Below are 16,991 nucleotides of genomic sequence, written 5' to 3'. Positions count from 1 at the left end.
GCGTCGCTTCGGCGCACGGCGCAACGGGCTGCTCGTGGTTTTGTGGTACGAGTGTTTTAGCCATTGTTGGCTAACTCGCCCTCTAGGCTGCAACCTTGTCCGCTAACTTATTACCATCAGTACGAACGCTTTACTGACTACCCTCTTATGCAAATCGTAACGCCTGAATTCGGCCTGATTTTCTGGCAACTGGTCATCTTCTTGGTCGTGTTGTTTCTGCTGGCCAAGTTTGCTTGGAAGCCTATCCTCTCCTCTCTTAAAGAACGCGAAGACTCTATCGAAACAGCTCTGCGCATGGCTGACCAAGCTAAGCTAGAGATGCAACTGTTGAAAGCTAGCAATGAGAAGCTTCTTGCTGAGGCACGCCAAGAGCGTGACCGCATGCTGCATGAGGCTACCCAAATGGCTACTCAACTGATAGACCAAGCCAAGAATAAAGCTACCGAAGAAGGTGGCCGCATGATTGTGCAAGCCCGCGAAGCCATTCAGAACGAGAAGAACGCGGCTTTGGCCGAAGTAAAGAACACTGCTGCTCAGCTGTCCATCGACATTGCTGAGCGTATCCTGCGTCGTGAGTTGACAGATAGCGCTGCCCAGCAGCAGCTAGTAGATTCTTACTTAAAGGATGTTAAATTGAATTAGTAGTGAGTATCAAGTATTGAGTAGTGAGTTTCGGGTGACCGATACGATACTAGCTCAATACTCACTACCAACTACTCAATACTAAAATCAATGTCTGAACAACGCGCTGCCTCGCGCTATGCCAAGTCGATGCTCGACTTGGCGCAGGAGCGGGGAAACTTGGAACAAGTGAAAGAGGACATGGATCTGTTCGCCAAAACATTGGAACAGAACCGTGACCTTCGTTTGTTGCTACGTAACCCAATTGTGAAGCACGATAAAAAGCTGTCTATTCTGCGCGCTATCTTCGGAGGCAAGGTGTCGGAAGTGACGGAGAAGTTCTTCACTATTATTACGCAACATAATCGTGAGAGTGCACTCGAATGGGTAGCCATCGAGTTCCAAAGTCAATACGAAGCGCTACGTGGTATCCAAGTAGCTCAGGTAACCACAGCTACGCCTCTCAATGCCATTCTGCGGCATGAAGTCACAAAGCTTGTACGTGAGCAGACTGGCCATCAGAGTGTAACGCTTAGCGAGAAAGTTGATCCAGAACTCATTGGTGGCTTTGTGCTACGTGTGGGTGATCGGCAAATCGACGACTCAGTACGTAGCCGCTTAAACCGGTTGCGCAATACTCTTAAAGAGACCTCCCACCAATCTCAATTATAAAAAAGCATCATGGCAGAAGTACGTCCGGATGAAGTATCCGCCATCCTGCGGGAGCAGTTATCCAACTTCAAAACCGAAGCCGAACTCGAAGAAGTTGGCACGGTGCTACAGGTTGGCGACGGGGTAGCTCGCATCTACGGATTGGGTCAAGCTCAATCGGGGGAGCTGCTCGAATTCGAAAATGGCCTACAAGCGTTGGTGCTCAACCTGGAAGAAGACAACGTAGGCGCCGTAATGCTCGGTGACTACAGCGACATCCGGGAAGGAGCTACTGTACGCCGTACCAATAAGATTGCCTCTATCAAAGTTGGCGACGGCATCATTGGCCGCGTTGTCAATACCCTAGGTCAACCAATTGATGGACGTGGTCCTATCAAAGGGGAAACCTACGATATGCCCTTGGAGCGAAAAGCTCCTGGTGTAATTTATCGTCAGCCAGTAAACGAACCGCTGCAAACGGGTATCAAAGCTATCGACGCTATGATTCCGATTGGCCGTGGTCAGCGTGAATTGATCATTGGTGACCGTCAGACGGGTAAATCGACGGTAGCACTCGATACCATTCTAAACCAGCGTGAGTATTTCGAGCGTGGTGAGCCCGTGTTCTGTATCTACGTAGCCGTAGGGCAGAAAGCTTCTACCGTTGCACAGGTAGTGAATGCCTTGACGCGCGGTGGTGCCATGGACTACACGGTTGTAGTAGCCGCTTCGGCTTCTGATCCAGCGCCAATGCAGTTCTTTGCGCCGTTCACGGGTGCTGCTATCGGTGAGTTCTTCCGCGATACGGGCCGTCCGGCTCTCGTGGTTTATGATGACTTGTCGAAGCAGGCTGTGGCGTATCGTGAAGTGTCGTTGCTGTTGCGTCGTCCTCCAGGACGTGAGGCTTATCCTGGCGACGTATTCTATCTGCACAGCCGTTTGTTGGAGCGTGCCGCGAAGATCAACGCTTCCGACGTAATTGCGCGCGACATGAACGACTTGCCTGATAGCATCAAGCATCTGGTGAAAGGTGGTGGCTCGCTAACGGCACTTCCCCTAATCGAAACGCAGGCAGGTGACGTGTCAGCCTACATTCCGACGAACGTAATTTCGATTACAGATGGTCAGATCTTCCTAGAGACTAACCTGTTTAACTCAGGTGTGCGTCCGGCTATCAACGTGGGTATCTCAGTAAGCCGCGTAGGAGGTAATGCTCAGATCAAGTCGATGAAGAAAGTGGCTGGTACGCTAAAGCTAGACCAGGCACAATTCCGCGAATTGGAAGCGTTTGCTAAGTTTGGCTCTGACCTAGATGCCTCGACTAAGCTGACGATCGAGCGGGGACGTCGCAACCTCGAAATTTTGAAGCAGCCACAGTTCTCACCGGTAAAAGTAGAAGACCAAGTGGCTATCATTTACGCGGCTACCAACGGTTTGCTCGATAAAGTACCCGTTGACAAAGTGCGTACGTTTGAGACTGAATTTCGCCAAGTGATGCAGTCACGCCATCCAGAAGCGCTGAAGGCGCTGAAAGCTGGTAAACTAGATGACAGCATTACAAATGCAATTCGGGAGGTAGCTAAAGATCTTTCGGCTGCTTACACGAAGTAAATGGTCAAATGGCTGAGTAGCTAAACGGTTGATCTTTCTTAACTCAACCAACTAGTTATTCAGCCATTTAACAATTCAACCATTCAATAAATGGCTAGCTTAAAAGAAGTCCGCAACCGCATTACTTCCGTGCAAAGCACGCAGCAAATCACCAAAGCCATGAAAATGGTAGCGGCGGCGAAGCTGCGTCGGGCTCAGGATAACATCCTGCGGATGCGCCCTTACGCGCAGCGCCTCAACAGTATTCTGAGCAACCTGACTAACCTAGCCGGTGACAATCTGGTAAGCGAGTACGGTGCGCAGCGTGAAGTAAACCGGGTGCTCATCATTGCCGTCTCCTCTGATCGGGGCCTCGCAGGAGCATTTAATAGTAATATATTCAAAGGTGTAAACCAGCTCATTGCAGAGCGTTATGCAACGCAAGCTGCTGCTGGCAACATCACGGTATTGGCTATTGGCAAACGGGCACATGATTACTTTTCAAAGCGTGGCCCGCTCTTAGGTGATTACACGCACGTTTTTGGCCAGCTATCTTTCGATACGGTACGCGTTGCCGCTGAACAAGCGATGGAAGGTTTCCGTACGGGCGAGTTCGACGAAGTAACCATGGTTTACAACGAGTTCAAAAACGTTGCAACCCAGATTGTTCGCTTCGAACAGCTGCTGCCCTTGGTGCCTGCTGAAGCTCCTGTCGAAGCTGCTGCGATGTCGAATGTTGACTACATCTTTGAGCCTTCGAAAGAAGAGATTGTGCAGACGCTGATTCCGCAGTCGTTGAAGATTCAGCTGTATAAGGCTGTATTGGAAAGCAATGCTTCGGAGCACGGCGCCCGTATGACGGCGATGGATAAGGCTACCGAGAATGCTGGTGAACTGCTCAAATCGCTTAAGCTTACTTATAACCGCACACGCCAAGCGGCTATCACGACCGAGATTCTCGAAATCGTGGGTGGCGCCGAGGCGTTAGCATCGAGTCGCTAGCACAGCCACCTAGCTTTACAAAAAAGCCCGCTTCTATGCAGAAGCGGGCTTTTTTGTAAAGCTAGGTGGCTGTATTTTACGACAACTTCATATACTGCCGCTGAGCCCGTTGCTTATCGGGTTTGGGTACCGCTGGCTGTTGCTCTAGCAATGTAAAGATGTCTTGGGGCTCTATTTCTGTAAAGTCCTTGATGATTTTCATCGGGCTCTGAAATTTGCTGGCTTCAACTGAAGTAGCTAGACAAACGCAACGCATGCCCGCACGGTAGGCTGCTTGCTCACCAAGTACTGCATCTTCAAAGACCACGCAACGCTCGGGTGGGATGCCTAGCTTTTGCGCCACCACCGTAAATGTATCAGCGTGCGGCTTGCCTTTTTCTACGTCGTCAGCACCTGTAATTATATCAAAGAAAGAGCGTAAGTGTAGATGGTCGATGATGTAGCCGATGGTTTCGGATGCGGAGCCGGTACCAAGCGCAATCTTGAAGCCGGCCTGTCGGGCAGCACGCAAGAAGTCAGTGAGGCCTGCTATTTCTTGGCGCTTTTCCCAATAGATAACGCGGTAGAGGAATTCACGCTGATCGGCGTAGCGTTTGAGGTCTTTCTCGGGTACTGGATGGTGAAAAACCGTTTTTAGAATGGCAGTGGCCGGCATGCCATTCAAGCGCTCAAGTAGGTGACGGGCGTTGGTTGTCAGCCCATGTTCGCGGAATAGTAGTTGGAAGGCTTCTGCTTGGTAGTCCGTATTATCGACAATTACGCCATCCATGTCGAAGATGAGCGCGTGCGGTTGGTCAGTAGGCATTAGAGCTTTGAAGAGCGTGTAACAAAAAAGTAATAGCTCTTACCTACGCAAGACACCTAGCTTTGGCCGCTAGAGTTGAGATTCAACTTGTGAATCTATCTTTGGGAAATTGATTGGGCTAGGCCTAAGCCTGTTTTACTTAATTCTTTGCGTTTGAAAAAGACCCTACTTCTGCTGATGACCGCCGCACTGGCGGGCGCTGCATTTGGTCAAAAGAAAGGGAAACCGCTGGAGCGGCCCAAACTGGTAGTTGGAATTGTGGTAGACCAGATGCGCTACGATTATCTCTACCGGTACTGGGATAAGTTTGGCAGTGGCGGTTTTCGGCGGTTGCTAGGGGAGGGGTTCAGCTACGAGAACACACACTACAACTACGTACCCACGTATACTGGTCCTGGCCACGCTAGCATCTATACTGGCACTACACCGTCGGTGCACGGCATTGTGGGCAACAACTGGTGGGTGCGTGAGGAAGGCAAAGCAACGTACGTCACCGAAGACAAAACTGTGCAGTCGGTAGGAGGTACGGTGGCAGCGGGGCAACAGTCGCCCCGCCACATGCTGACGTCTACCATTACGGATGAGCTGCGCCTCGCCACAAACTTCCAAGCGAAGGTCATTGGCTTAAGCATGAAAGACCGTGGGTCTATTTTGCCGGCTGGGCATGCCGCCAATGCTGCTTATTGGTACGATGGGATAAACGGCGCTTTTATCAGCAGCACCTTCTACCAGCAGGCGTTGCCCGAGTGGGTAACACAGTTCAACAATCGTAAGCTGCCCGAGCAATATCTATCGAAGCCCTGGGAGACGCTGTTGCCCATCGCGCAGTACATAGAAAGCACCGCCGACGATGTGCCGTGGGAAGGAGCGTTCAAAGGTGAGAGTAAGCCCGTTTTTCCGCATAATCTACCGCAGTTGAGTGGCATCGACATTGCGGCCTCACGATCGGGTCAGCGGGCTGGTACGGATGCTTCGGTGGCTACCAAGTCGGCTAACTATGATTTGATTCGCTCCACTCCTTTTGGCAATTCCCTCACGGCGGATTTTGCGCTTGAAGCTGTGCGTGCCGAGCAGCTAGGTCAACGCGGCATCACCGATTTCCTAGCCGTCAGCTTTTCGTGTACCGACTATGTGGGGCACCAATTTGGCCCGAATGCTATAGAGACAGAGGACACATACCTGCGGCTAGACCAAGACTTAGAGCGCCTGCTGGCTTACCTCGACAAAACGCTAGGAAAGGGGCAAGCCCTCGTATTTCTGAGTGCTGACCACGGCGCGGCTCACTCACCCGACTTCTTACGTGATAAGCGCATTCCGGCGGGCTCAGTGGGGCCTACTCTTATGCGTGACTCCTTGCAGCATGAGCTAGTGCGCCGACACGGCGCCGGCAACTGGGTGCTTACGTACGAAAACCAACAGGTGTATTTGAACCGACCCCTGATTGCGCAGAAGAAGCTAGACTTGCACAATTTCCAAGTAGAAGTAGCCGACGTGATGCTGAAGTTCGCGGGCGTCACCCGGGCTATCACCGCCGACGACGTGCAGAAGTCTCATTGGGAAAGCGGCATGCTGATGTACCTGGAAAATGGCTATTTCCCCAAGCGTAGCGGCGACGTATTAGTGGTACTGGAACCCGGCTGGCTGGAATCGTATTCTTTCCCCATCAACCGCGGCACTACGCACGGCAGTGCTTCCGCCTACGATACACACGTTCCGTTGCTATTTTGGGGTTGGCACGTCCGTAAGGGCGAATCATATGTGCCCGCCAAGATTACCGACATTGCCGCAACCGTAGCACGCTTCCTGCATATTCAAGAACCAGACGGCTGCACGGGTACTCCTTTGGTAGAGGTATTAGCTAAGTAAAGGACAATCGGGGCTAGTAGCTAGGCACATACAAATAGTTCAACTTTATGGGGTGCCGCTACGTAGATAGGCATCTACTTTCTTAAGGTTGTGAAGTATAGCAAAAAGCTGATTTTTTCTGGTATTTTTGTAACATTACTGCTCACTCCTTCCTATTTTTGAAGTAACCGCCAGGTCTCGCTTCCTAGGCCAAACCATCTTATTCTCTCAGAAAATGAACCATTTTAACCCCTGGCACGACGTTGAGCGTGGCGAGAAGACGCCAAGCATTGTAAACGGCATCATCGAAATCCCAAAAGGATCGAAAGGTAAATATGAGCTCGACAAAACAAGTGGTCTGCTCAAATTAGATCGAGTACTATTCTCGGCTGTGCACTATCCAGCTGCTTATGGCTTTATTCCCCAAACGTACTGCGACGACAAAGACCCGCTGGATATTCTTGTTATCTGCTCAGTCGACGTGGTACCGATGTGCATTATCGAAGCCAAAGTAATTGGCGTAATGCAGATGGTGGACCAAAACGAAGAAGATGACAAGATCATTGCAGTTGCTGCCAATGACGTGTCGGTAAACCACTTCAACGACATCAGTGATTTGCCGCCGCACACGCTGCTAGAAATGCGCCGCTTCTTTGAAGATTACAAAGCACTAGAGCACAAGCAAGTGACGGTAGAGCGCTTCATGGGGCGGGAAGATGCATACCGCATCATCGAGGAAAGCATTAAGCTTTACAACGAAACGTTCCCGATGGGAAGCGCTACGCCAGAGCCCACAAAACAGGCCGCTAACATCGAGTTATAAGTCACTTGCATACCTCGTGCTGAGCGCCTGCCAGCTACCTAGCAAAAACCTTCTGCGCCAAAGCGCAGAAGGTTTTTGTCGTTTACGGTGTAGTGGCGAGCTATTCGTCTTCATCATCGGTTTATATACCAGAACTTATTTAGCGCTTCTTTAAATAGAGTGTTTGTCACTCACGTATACGCTTCGATATGCGGAACCCCAACCAACCTGCACCTTCCTCCACGACTGCTTCCTTTGCTGGGCTGAAGCGCTGGGTGGATGCTGTTTTGTACAGCAGTGCGTGGTTGTCGGCCGCAGCCGTTGGGCTCATGTGGGCAACGTTCTTATTCTGGCGGGCTGACGTGCCACCTCGCCTCGCCATCATGATTTTCACCGCTACATTGTTTCTCTACAACATTGATAGCGTGTTGCCATACAAATACGGCCAGCGCCTGGTTCTATCGGAGCGCAAGCTATGGATGATCCATCACCGGCGGGAGCTGTTTTTGCTGGCGCTAGGATCTTTGGCCATAGCGGGTGTATTGTTTTGGCTGGATGGCTGGCAGCACTTGCTAGGTTTTCTGGGCCATCTGACTGCCATTTCGTTGCTTTACTCCTTGCCGGTAATACGTATAGGCGGACGATGGCGGGCGTTGCGGGATTTTCCCCTGTTGAAGGTATTCCTCATTGCGTATGTGTGGGCTGCCGTTACCGTCTGGATTCCTGCCTTTTACCTGAATAAGCCATTGCTTTCACCTGTCGTGTTGGTATTATTTAGCCGGCGCTTTCTCTTTATCCTAGCCCTAGCGTTTGTATTTGACATCCGCGACTATACTAAGGACCGACTCACGGGTACGCGCACCTTTCCGGGCGTATTTGGGGTGCGTGCTACGAAGGTGGTGGCACTAGTCGCACTGGTACTTTCAAATTTTCTGATTCCGCAAGGCGCTGCTTTTCAGCATGTGTTCATGCTGTCGTTGCCTACGTTGCTAGCTGGTTCTATTATCTGGTTTGCCGACGAAACGCGCCCCGATTATTACTTTGCACTACTAGCCGATGGCGTGCTGCTGGCGCAGTTTTTCGCCGTATACCTAGCTTCCTAGCCGCAGTTCGAGCAGTAAGCTCCGGACGAGCAATGCAATTCAGAAAGGTTCGGTCGTTGTCAGTTCTTGAAAGGCAGGGCCCAAAAAGCGCGTAATAGCACTAGCACTCAGGCCGGCTTCACCTGTATGCTGGGCAGCAAGGTCGCCGGCGCGGCCATGTGCATACACGCCGAGCAGTGCCGCATCCAGCGCTGACAGGAACGAGTGACCTCGCAAAGCCGTGAGTACTCCCGTGAGCACGTCGCCGCTACCACCGGTGCCCATACCGGGGTTGCCTGTGCTGTTGAAATAGAAGCGGCCATCGGGAGCACCTAGGCAGGTGTAGGCGCCCTTCAGCACGACATAGCACTGGTGCTGCTGACAGAAAGCCCGCAGCAGTTCTAACCGGTGATAATCATCGCGGGCAGGCTCCGTGAGGCGTTCAAATTCTTTGGGGTGGGGCGTCAGAATTGTATCGGGTGGGAGGAGCGCCAGCAGCTCCCGCTGTTGGCCGAGCAGGTTCAGCGCATCCGCATCCAGCACTAGCGGCATTTTCGCTTCGCGGAGCAGTTGGGCCAATACCTCTTGTGTAGCCGTTTGCTGACCAATGCCAGGACCCATGCCGACAGCCGAGTATGATTTCAGGTCGGGTAGCTCCGTCAAGAAATCCTGGTGCGGATCGACCAAGGCCATGGCTTCAGGCACGGCCGTTTGCACCACGTCGTAGCCCACCGCGGGGGTGCGTAGTGTGAGTAGCCCAACGCCACTGTGCAAGCACGCCTTAGTAGCTAATACAGCGGCTCCTATTTTGCCTTTGCTGCCAGCCAAGAGCAGCGCATGCCCATAAGTGCCCTTGTGCCCAAACTTGGCTCGTTTCGGAAGCTTGCCTGCCAAGGTAGGTACGTCCACAAAGTACATAGGCGTCTCTAGTTGCTCAATGACTTCCCGATTCAGGCCAATTGGAAGTAAATGCCAATCACCAATAAATGCGGCATTCTGTGGCAGCAGGAAAGCTAGCTTAGGCAGTTCAAAGCTAATAGTATGACGAGCGTGTACTACCGCGCTATCTTTCGGCTGAGGCGCGTCCGTCAGCAGCCCCGATGGCATATCAATAGCGACTACCCGAGCATGCGCAGCATTGAGATGCTGTACGACACTAGCCGCAATGCCTTCCAAAGGTCGGCTTAGGCCAGTACCAAACAACGCATCGATGACTAAAGTATTGGTAGTAAGAGTTGGTAACTGCTCGGAGGCTAGCTCTGCTACTGGCACAACTGCTGGCAAACGCTGTCGGTTAACCGTAAAATCGGCGGAGTACTTTTCGGCAGGCAACACCCACACCCGCACCGAGTAGCCCCGTTGATGGAGCAGGCGCGCCGCCACCAAACCATCACCGCCATTGTTACCAGGACCGGCTAGCACCAGCACCTCGCCGGCTTCCGCGGGCGACTGCCGAGCAGTGAGCCAATCGGTAAAGGCCGTGGCTGCGCGCTCCATGAGCACATCAGAGCTGCTATTTTCAGCTTGAATAGTGGCTTGGTCTACTTGTTTGGTTTGCGCGGCGGTCAGGATCTTCATAAAACGTATGGCAGGGCGTATGAGTAGGAAAAGCTTGCGTAGGCTTTTTTACGTAGCCTCGGCGCAGTTGGCTGGTCAAGTAGGAGGGAACAACTCTGTGACGGAAGTACTTGACCACAACACGCGAGCTTAAACCGCTGTTGACGATCATTGCGCTAACCTAGGTACGGCACCACGTTCGCGACGCGCAAGCTAGGTCCGGCATACGTTGTTGCGTAGCACCCTACAGTTCTGGTTAAACTTAGCGGCCACCGACTGCGTTTGCAGGTAGAGAATACTTTTGATTTGACTTCGTAACCCGAATACTATGCAAACCTGGAATGATGTCATCCGCCTGGCTAATCACGGCAGTCCCGCGCCCGATCATCGGGTGGAGAAAACCGATGCAGAGTGGAAAGCACAGCTCACTCCCGAGCAATATTACGTAACCCGCCAACACGGCACCGAGCGGGCCTTTACTGGCGAATACTGCGAAGCGCACGAGCCCGGCTTGTACGCGTGCGTGTGCTGCGGCACGCCCCTTTACGACTCGCGCACCAAGTTCGAGTCGGGTACGGGCTGGCCTAGCTTTACGCAGCCCGTGCAGGAAGATGCCGTGAAATACAAGAAAGACACCAGCTATGGCATGACGCGCGTGGAAGTGCTCTGCAACGTCTGCGACGCGCACCAGGGCCACGTTTTCCCCGACGGGCCACCCCCAAGTGGCTTGCGCTTGTGCATCAACTCGGCTTCAATTAAGCTAGTGAAAGCGCAACAAGAAGCGGTATAAGCTGACGCACACCATCCAAACAAAACGAAAAGCGGCTGACCTGATCAGCCGCTTTTCGTTTGTGGAAAAGGCCACTCCTAGGTGGCACCTAGGCTAATGAATACGTGTTCTACGATAGAGCTACCCGCCGCGCAGCACCGGCCTAGCTTGCAGAACGCACCCAATGCTGCCGAACTTACCGTAACTTACTGACTACACGCTAAGCCTTTTTTCTATGTCTCTGCTTTTCACGGATTTTGCTAGCTGGCAAGCGCATTGCGCTCAAACGGGTGAGCCTTTGCACCAGCCAGTGCTCGATTATGAGATTGAGCAGAAAGGTCGTACCGAAGTGGAAATATGGGCGGGCTTGCAACGCGCGTATGATGTGATGCGCGATGCGGTGCACACCGGCCTAACTGAAAATATGACTTCGCGCTCGGGCATGATCAACAACGGCGCGAAGAAGATAGCGGCTTCGCCTGTCACCGTGCTGTCGCCCGAATTCAAGCAGCTTGTCACGCGTGCCCTTGGGGCAAAGGAGGTGAACTCGTGTATGGGTAGGGTGGTAGCGGCCCCGACGGCTGGCGCTTCGGGTATTCTGCCTGGCGTGCTCGTTACGTTGCAAGACCTGCATAAACTCGAAGACCGAACCATCTTGGAGGGGCTGTTGGTAGCAGCGGGCATTGCCCTGATTATTGAACAAAATGCCTCTCTAGCGGGCGCAGTCGGGGGCTGTCAGGCCGAGACCGGTAGTGCTGCCGCTATGGGTAGTGGGGCTATTGTGTACTGCCTAGGAGGTAGTGTGGAGCAAACCTTTGCCGCCGTTGCCATCACCATTCAGTGTATGCTAGGCTTGGTGTGCGACCCCGTAGCCGGGTTGGTAGAAGTGCCGTGTGTGGTACGCAATGCGTCGGCCGCCGCTATTGCTTTTTCCTCGGCGCAAATTGCCATTGCTGGCGTCGACCCTGTTATTCCGGTTGATGAATGCGTCGCTGCCTTGGGCGAAGTAGGGCAAAGCATGGAAACGCGTTACAAGGAAACAGCCCTAGGTGGATTGGCCAATACGCCTAGAGGTCGCCAGATAGAGCAGCGCGTATTGGTGCAAGACATCAACATTCTGCCCGACGAAGCTGCTGAATAGGATGAATAGGGTTGAAGCGATAGGCACACCAAACCATTTAACGGCGCGGTAAAAACAGCAACACTTGAAAACAAAAAAGCCGACCTAGCTAGGTCGGCTTTTTTGTTGTTTAATAGAAGACGTGCTATTGCTTCAACACCTTGAGGCGCTGTACCTGACCGTTTGGCAACGTAAGCTGCATGAAGTACATGCCGCCCTTCAAGCCATCTAGGTTAGACACAGGCAGTGTTGATACTCCTTTGTCGATGCTTAGTGCCTGCTCCCGCACCGTGCGGCCGTTGATGTCAGTGAGGCGGATAGTGGCTGCACCGGCGACGCTAGTTTGCGCGGTGAGCATCACTTCCGAAGTGAATGGGTTAGGCGCGGCCGAAAAAGCTACGGCGGCATCACCGAACTCAACTGCTTGCGGGCCATAAAACGACTCTTTGCCATCTACATCCACCTGCCGCAAGCGGTAGTAGCGGATGCCATTCTTACCTAGCTCCTGGTCAGCATACTTGTAGGTAGAGCCAACAGTACTGTTCGGTGAATTCGGCGTGATGGTCGTGAGCGTACGGAACGACTCTCCGTTTGTTGACACCTGCACATCGAAGCCGGCGTTGTTCTCCTCCTGCGCGGTTGCCCAGGTCAGAATTGCGTCGGAACCTTGGCGTGCGGCAGTGAAGCTAATGAGGGCTACAGGTAGTGGGGCTCTTTGCTGACTTAGAACAAAGAAACCATTACCTGGTACCTGTCCTTTGGTTACAAAGTTAAAGCGTGTGTCTTGACCATCCTTGCCAAGTTGGTCGAATGTTGTCGCGCTATTAGTAGAACGATACATTACCAAGTTATTTTCGTTCTGATTGCTAGTACCTAGCTCATTGTCTAGGTAGTTAATCGTTATCTGAGCCGTAATGTTGTTAGCAGGTGTAATATTGAAAGCGCGTCTAACACTCTGGCCCGTATTGCTAGCGGAAGTGTAAGAGACATTACTACGTGTTACTTGAGTGGTACCAGGATCACCAGAAAAATTCTCATAACGTAAGCCTATGCCTCCGAATGTAGCAACATCACCCATAGTGACTATTTGAACAGCTTTAAGTGTCCCTGATAGATAGGTGTCATTAGATTCGCCTAGCATAACAGCATTGTTAGTCAAATTCACGTAGCTAGTCTTCTCGAGGGTTGGGTCCATATATAGGATACCTCCTTGAAAGCGCAGCTCACCACGCACACTCATGATACCATTCAACTTTTTGATTCCACTTCCGCTAACCTCAAAATTGAAAAAGTCGGAGCCATCAAAAGTCTGATTCCCATTCGCGGCTAGCTGAAACACACCACCGGCTTGATCGAGGTTACCTAGATTGGTAAAATTGCCATAGACTTCCAAACGGCCGTTTGTGAGTTTTATTAATGCTTTTCTCTCAGGGCTATCACCTGCAATTACTAAGTTGCGCACTTGGGCCTGACCCGCGATAATTTCTGGGTACCTAGTAAGGCCTGTGGGAATTATAGCGTCGTTAGTGGTAGTAGGTTTGCTGTTAGTCCAGTTACCATCATCGCCCCATTCGGTACTATTTCTACCGGTCCAAGTAGTGGGTAGCGTACCGCTTACTGCAAATGTAGCTTTGTAGTTCTGAGAAGAGTTGCTATCGTAAATAGAGGGCTTGTCGCTGTTGTTGACGTTACCTTCGAAATATACTTCTAATACATAAGTGCCATTAGTGCCTGCAAGGCTAAGTAAATCGATACCCTGCGTCGTTTGATCCCATAGCTTATTATTGCCGTTCCTGTTGCGATATCCTAGCTCGATGAAACTGAACGCACCAGGCGCTGCGGTTTCCAGATAAACGCGGTAGCCCATCCTGGCCGCTGTAACATCGCTACCATAGTTGTATGTATTAGCTTCCGCACCATTGAGTAAAAGGGTAGAAGAACTGCGTGAGAAGTTACCTAGGTTTCTTCCACCAAATGGCCCATTGGGAACTGGGTCACCAGAGTAAGTCGTATAGTATTGGTTTGAGCTTCCATTTCCATAATTGATAATTACAAAATCCTTGAAGAAGCCAGATTGCGCTTTTACGGACTGTGTAAAACCCGTTACAAATAAAAGTAAACCTGCTAGCAGCAGGGCCCGGTGCAGAAGAGAAAAATCCTTCCTAAGTGCAGCTAGAGATAAGGAAGAATAACGTTGGTGAAAATGTACAGTTTTTTGCATGTTACCACTAACTAATTGGATGAGTGACGGCAAATATACGATAGAAGTAAATTTTAGATTGTTTTTATACCAAAGATCCAACTATGCGCAATATTATTTATATAATAAAATATTGATAAAATTAAACGTCGTTATGGTACTTGAATTGATTTAAATTGAATTGATGAATAGATATTTTTTATTTAATATTTAAATAAGTCAACTAATCGAATTGTGTAAATTCTATTTATAAGCCATAAGATAGGTAACGGCGGAAGGTAATATTACGAGTAGGGTCCGTTGCCTATTGGCCCAGAACGCTCAGGTCGGGGGACATTGTAAGCTTGGCTAGGTAGTCGATAGCCTGCACGTAGCGGCTGCGCAGTTGGTGGTATTCTTGCCAAGCTTTCTCGCGGTCGGGTTTGAGTGTCAAACCTAGGTTGCCGAGCTGCTCAAAAGCGGCAAAAAAGGTTTCCCGGTCAGGATGATCAATGGGATTTTCATCTTCCGGTACATCAGGTGCTTCGGCGTGGGCTTGATGATCAAAGAAGCGGGACACGCGGTTTATGGACAGGCAGCCCGCTTTAAAGCACAGCTGCAGGTGCGGATCGTCTTTTTGATCTACTGTGCTGATGATCAGCGCTGCCGTGTCGAGGATGATGCTAGCTGCCGTTACCCAAGAGCGACCGGGCTGCGGCGAGCGGAAGAAAGACAGAATTGGGAGTGAGGTATGGGTTTCTTCAATCTCGACAAACCATTCTTCCCACTTCTCCCACTGCTCCCGGTCGTCTTGCAAACTGCCGCTACGGTTAAGCCACCCAATGAGCTCCGGGGCTGAGCGGTTGAGCCCCGCCCGCAATTCCAAGCGGGAAACAACCAACTCGCGCCGCGAAAAAGCTTGGTATATCGTTGGCAGGTAGGAAATCAGCAGGGTGATGAGCAACAGGCCTAGGCCAGCTTCGGAGTAGGAAAAGGCACTTATCCAAACTGATTCGGCATTTTCGGCGCCTAGGGTAAGAAGGGCACTGCTGCTCAGGCGGTAGCACTGCACCCAGCTTTCCTCACCTAAGGCCCAGAAAATGAGCATGTATCCGAAGCTCGCCAAGGCCAGCCACACAATGGGCAGCGATACTAAGCTCAACGGCGCATACAAGGCCATGAGCCGGTCGCGCCGCGCGTACGTTTTTTTGGTGGCTGCTAATTGGTTGAAAACAAACCGGATGGACATGAACGTCCAGTTGTTGATCAGCACAGATTCATTGCGCGGCAGCACAAATGAGCGCACCGCAGCCAACACCGAGCTGATGATGAGAACAGAGCCACCTACGAACGCTAGGACATGCAGCAAATAGTACTCGAACATAAACAGCTAACTAGGTGGTGTGTCGCTGTTGTACTAAGCTCTACCTGGAATAGTTAGCTTTAATCTGTTTATTCAAATGCAGCCTCTAGAAAATCAACCCTAAAGTAGCTCCTCAATAAGTCGGCGGAAGCAACACGCAAATCACTTCCGCTCCCGCCACATGCGATTAAACGACTTAGGGGCAACTGCCAGCGTGCCGCGCCGCTTATTCCAGGATAAGTCGAGCAGGCGCGTCAGTACGTAGTTCTTTGCTCGCGCTGGTAGTAGGTTCAGCAATGTGCGGCTGAGCATGGCTCGCATCCAAAGCTTCACGGCTAAGCGCTCTTCTTTGTCGGCGAGGCCTTCTTGTACGCTTTGCTGCCGGTTCTTGAGCAGAATGCCATGAATGTTGATCTTCACTGGGCACACGCTCGTGCAGGCGCCGCACAGCGAGGAGGCGTAGCTTAGGTGCTTGTGCTCGGGTAGGCCCGATAGATGGGGCGTGATGACGGAGCCAATCGGGCCAGAGTAAGTAGCCTCGTAGGTGTGGCCGCCAATGTTTTTGTACACAGGGCACACGTTCAGGCAAGCGCCACAACGAATGCAATGCAGGGCTTCGCGCTTATCAGGCTGAGCGAGCAGGTTCGTGCGGCCGTTATCGAGTAATACCACGTACATCTCATCGGGGCCGTCTTTTTCCAAGGGCTGGCGCGGACCGGTATAAATGGTATTGTAGACGGTGACCTGCTGGCCCGTGCCGCTCGTGCTCAGCAAGGGCCAGAATAACGCGAGGTCTTCCAGCTTCGGAATTACTTTCTCAATGCCGACAATGGCAATATGCGTGCGGGGAAACGTGGCAGACAAACGGGCATTGCCTTCGTTTTCCGTGACGGCTACCGCTCCGGTGTCCGCAATCAGGAAGTTGCCGCCGGTGATGCCAACTTCGGCAGTTGTGTATTTGTCGCGCAGCAGGTGGCGGGCCGTGAGCACAAGCTTCTGCGCGTCATCGGTGTATTCAATACCTAGGTGTTTGACGAAGATGTTGGCAATGTCGTGCTTGTTCAGGTGCATGGCCGGCGTCACAATGTGGTAGGGCCGTTCGCCATTCAGCTGCACAATGTACTCACCTAGGTCGGTTTCGATAGAGTCAATGCCGTTCTGACCGAGGAAATGGTTCAGGTGAATTTCCTCAGTGGTCATACTCTTGGCTTTTACTACAGTGCGAGCTTTGCGCCGCGCCATGATCTTGCCGATTTCCCGCAGCGCATCATTCGCGTCCTGAGCCCAGATCACCTTGCCGCCGCGCGCCGTGAAATTCCGCTCAAATTCCAGCAAGTACTGATCTAGGTTGTTGATCACCTTGGACTTCAGGTACGACGCTCTTTCGCGCGCTAGTTCGTGGTCGTCGTACCAGGTGAGGCCGGTTTGCACGGCCGCGTTGTACTTGCCAATGTTGAAGCGAATCTTGCGTCGGTGCTCTAAGTCAAAGGCCTTTTGTTCGGCATCGGCGAGAAATTGCAGGACTTTGGTCATGAGAGTAACTGAGTGGCGGAGTGGCTGAGCGAGACAAAAGATAAGTTAGTTATTCATACCCAGTCACTCAGC

14 protein-coding genes are annotated in these 16,991 nt (G+C 51.7%); 9 read left to right on the top strand and 5 right to left on the bottom strand.

Going from position 1 to position 16,991, the window contains the following annotated elements; all coding sequences use genetic code 11:
* Nucleotides 1–147 precede the first annotated feature (147 nt).
* The 4 genes from BXP70_RS12280 to atpG all read left to right on the top strand — a co-directional run bounded on the left by BXP70_RS12280 (nucleotide 148) and on the right by atpG (nucleotide 3,864).
* Nucleotides 148–642 carry a F0F1 ATP synthase subunit B gene (locus BXP70_RS12280; protein ID WP_086594370.1) on the top strand — a complete coding sequence of 165 codons (495 nt, stop codon included), beginning with the start codon at nucleotides 148–150 and terminating at the stop codon, nucleotides 640–642.
* 90 nt (nucleotides 643–732) lie between these two features.
* On the top strand, nucleotides 733–1,293 hold the full coding sequence (gene atpH, locus BXP70_RS12275; RefSeq protein ID WP_086594369.1) for an ATP synthase F1 subunit delta: 561 nt from the start codon (nucleotides 733–735) through the stop codon (nucleotides 1,291–1,293).
* Nucleotides 1,294–1,302: 9 nt separating this feature from the next.
* Nucleotides 1,303–2,883: a F0F1 ATP synthase subunit alpha gene (gene atpA / locus BXP70_RS12270; protein ID WP_086594368.1), complete on the top strand. Its 1,581-nt coding sequence runs from the start codon at nucleotides 1,303–1,305 to the stop codon at nucleotides 2,881–2,883.
* 90 nt (nucleotides 2,884–2,973) lie between these two features.
* Nucleotides 2,974–3,864, top strand: coding sequence for an ATP synthase F1 subunit gamma (atpG, locus tag BXP70_RS12265; protein ID WP_086594367.1), 891 nt, complete (start codon nucleotides 2,974–2,976; stop codon nucleotides 3,862–3,864).
* Nucleotides 3,865–3,940: 76 nt separating this feature from the next.
* Here the strand turns inward: atpG and BXP70_RS12260 are convergent, their stop codons facing one another.
* A complete protein-coding gene (locus BXP70_RS12260; protein ID WP_086594366.1) occupies nucleotides 3,941–4,669 on the bottom strand; it encodes an HAD family hydrolase in 729 nt (242 codons plus the stop codon).
* Between the two features lie 153 nt (nucleotides 4,670–4,822).
* Here BXP70_RS12260 and pafA point away from each other — a divergent pair, with 153 nt between their 5' ends.
* The 3 genes from pafA to BXP70_RS12245 all read left to right on the top strand — a co-directional run bounded on the left by pafA (nucleotide 4,823) and on the right by BXP70_RS12245 (nucleotide 8,419).
* Nucleotides 4,823–6,535, top strand: coding sequence for an alkaline phosphatase PafA (pafA, locus tag BXP70_RS12255; protein ID WP_245849617.1), 1,713 nt, complete (start codon nucleotides 4,823–4,825; stop codon nucleotides 6,533–6,535).
* A gap of 214 nt (nucleotides 6,536–6,749) precedes the next feature.
* Complete coding sequence (locus BXP70_RS12250) at nucleotides 6,750–7,337, top strand: inorganic diphosphatase (protein ID WP_086594364.1); 588 nt, start codon at nucleotides 6,750–6,752, stop codon at nucleotides 7,335–7,337.
* Nucleotides 7,338–7,525: 188 nt separating this feature from the next.
* On the top strand, nucleotides 7,526–8,419 hold the full coding sequence (locus BXP70_RS12245) for a UbiA prenyltransferase family protein (protein WP_086594363.1): 894 nt from the start codon (nucleotides 7,526–7,528) through the stop codon (nucleotides 8,417–8,419).
* A 39-nt stretch (nucleotides 8,420–8,458) separates the two neighbouring features.
* Here BXP70_RS12245 and BXP70_RS12240 read toward each other — a convergent pair whose 3' ends face one another.
* The gene (locus BXP70_RS12240) at nucleotides 8,459–9,976 is read right to left on the bottom strand and encodes an NAD(P)H-hydrate dehydratase (protein WP_086594362.1); all 1,518 of its coding nucleotides are present in this window, start codon (nucleotides 9,974–9,976) and stop codon (nucleotides 8,459–8,461) included.
* Between the two features lie 307 nt (nucleotides 9,977–10,283).
* Here BXP70_RS12240 and msrB point away from each other — a divergent pair, with 307 nt between their 5' ends.
* The gene (gene msrB, locus BXP70_RS12235) at nucleotides 10,284–10,745 is read left to right on the top strand and encodes a peptide-methionine (R)-S-oxide reductase MsrB (protein WP_086594361.1); all 462 of its coding nucleotides are present in this window, start codon (nucleotides 10,284–10,286) and stop codon (nucleotides 10,743–10,745) included.
* Between the two features lie 214 nt (nucleotides 10,746–10,959).
* Nucleotides 10,960–11,865, top strand: coding sequence for an L-serine ammonia-lyase, iron-sulfur-dependent, subunit alpha (sdaAA, locus tag BXP70_RS12230; protein WP_086594360.1), 906 nt, complete (start codon nucleotides 10,960–10,962; stop codon nucleotides 11,863–11,865).
* 124 nt (nucleotides 11,866–11,989) lie between these two features.
* Here sdaAA and BXP70_RS12225 read toward each other — a convergent pair whose 3' ends face one another.
* The 3 genes from BXP70_RS12225 to BXP70_RS12215 form a co-directional block, all read right to left on the bottom strand.
* Nucleotides 11,990–14,065 carry a T9SS type A sorting domain-containing protein gene (locus BXP70_RS12225; protein ID WP_086594359.1) on the bottom strand — a complete coding sequence of 692 codons (2,076 nt, stop codon included), beginning with the start codon at nucleotides 14,063–14,065 and terminating at the stop codon, nucleotides 11,990–11,992.
* Nucleotides 14,066–14,348: 283 nt separating this feature from the next.
* On the bottom strand, nucleotides 14,349–15,407 hold the full coding sequence (locus BXP70_RS12220; protein WP_086594358.1) for a hypothetical protein: 1,059 nt from the start codon (nucleotides 15,405–15,407) through the stop codon (nucleotides 14,349–14,351).
* A gap of 141 nt (nucleotides 15,408–15,548) precedes the next feature.
* Nucleotides 15,549–16,919: a LutB/LldF family L-lactate oxidation iron-sulfur protein gene (locus BXP70_RS12215; RefSeq protein WP_086594357.1), complete on the bottom strand. Its 1,371-nt coding sequence runs from the start codon at nucleotides 16,917–16,919 to the stop codon at nucleotides 15,549–15,551.
* Nucleotides 16,920–16,991 lie beyond the last annotated feature (72 nt).

It is taken from the genome of Hymenobacter crusticola (genome assembly GCF_002154225.1).
Taxonomy (GTDB): Bacteria; Bacteroidota; Bacteroidia; order Cytophagales; family Hymenobacteraceae; genus Hymenobacter; species Hymenobacter crusticola.
This window is presented reverse-complemented; position numbering and strand designations above follow the sequence as displayed.

Coding starts and splice junctions, on each gene's coding strand:
- sdaAA (WP_086594360.1), top strand. CDS start 10,960: ATGTCTCTGCTTTTCACGGATTTTGCTAGCTGGCAAGCGCATTGCGCT.
- BXP70_RS12250 (WP_086594364.1), top strand. CDS start 6,750: ATGAACCATTTTAACCCCTGGCACGACGTTGAGCGTGGCGAGAAGACG.
- msrB (WP_086594361.1), top strand. CDS start 10,284: ATGCAAACCTGGAATGATGTCATCCGCCTGGCTAATCACGGCAGTCCC.
- BXP70_RS12220 (WP_086594358.1), bottom strand. CDS start 15,407: ATGTTCGAGTACTATTTGCTGCATGTCCTAGCGTTCGTAGGTGGCTCT.
- BXP70_RS12225 (WP_086594359.1), bottom strand. CDS start 14,065: ATGCAAAAAACTGTACATTTTCACCAACGTTATTCTTCCTTATCTCTA.
- BXP70_RS12260 (WP_086594366.1), bottom strand. CDS start 4,669: ATGCCTACTGACCAACCGCACGCGCTCATCTTCGACATGGATGGCGTA.
- BXP70_RS12280 (WP_086594370.1), top strand. CDS start 148: ATGCAAATCGTAACGCCTGAATTCGGCCTGATTTTCTGGCAACTGGTC.
- BXP70_RS12240 (WP_086594362.1), bottom strand. CDS start 9,976: ATGAAGATCCTGACCGCCGCGCAAACCAAACAAGTAGACCAAGCCACT.
- atpA (WP_086594368.1), top strand. CDS start 1,303: ATGGCAGAAGTACGTCCGGATGAAGTATCCGCCATCCTGCGGGAGCAG.
- atpG (WP_086594367.1), top strand. CDS start 2,974: ATGGCTAGCTTAAAAGAAGTCCGCAACCGCATTACTTCCGTGCAAAGC.
- BXP70_RS12215 (WP_086594357.1), bottom strand. CDS start 16,919: ATGACCAAAGTCCTGCAATTTCTCGCCGATGCCGAACAAAAGGCCTTT.
- atpH (WP_086594369.1), top strand. CDS start 733: ATGTCTGAACAACGCGCTGCCTCGCGCTATGCCAAGTCGATGCTCGAC.
- BXP70_RS12245 (WP_086594363.1), top strand. CDS start 7,526: ATGCGGAACCCCAACCAACCTGCACCTTCCTCCACGACTGCTTCCTTT.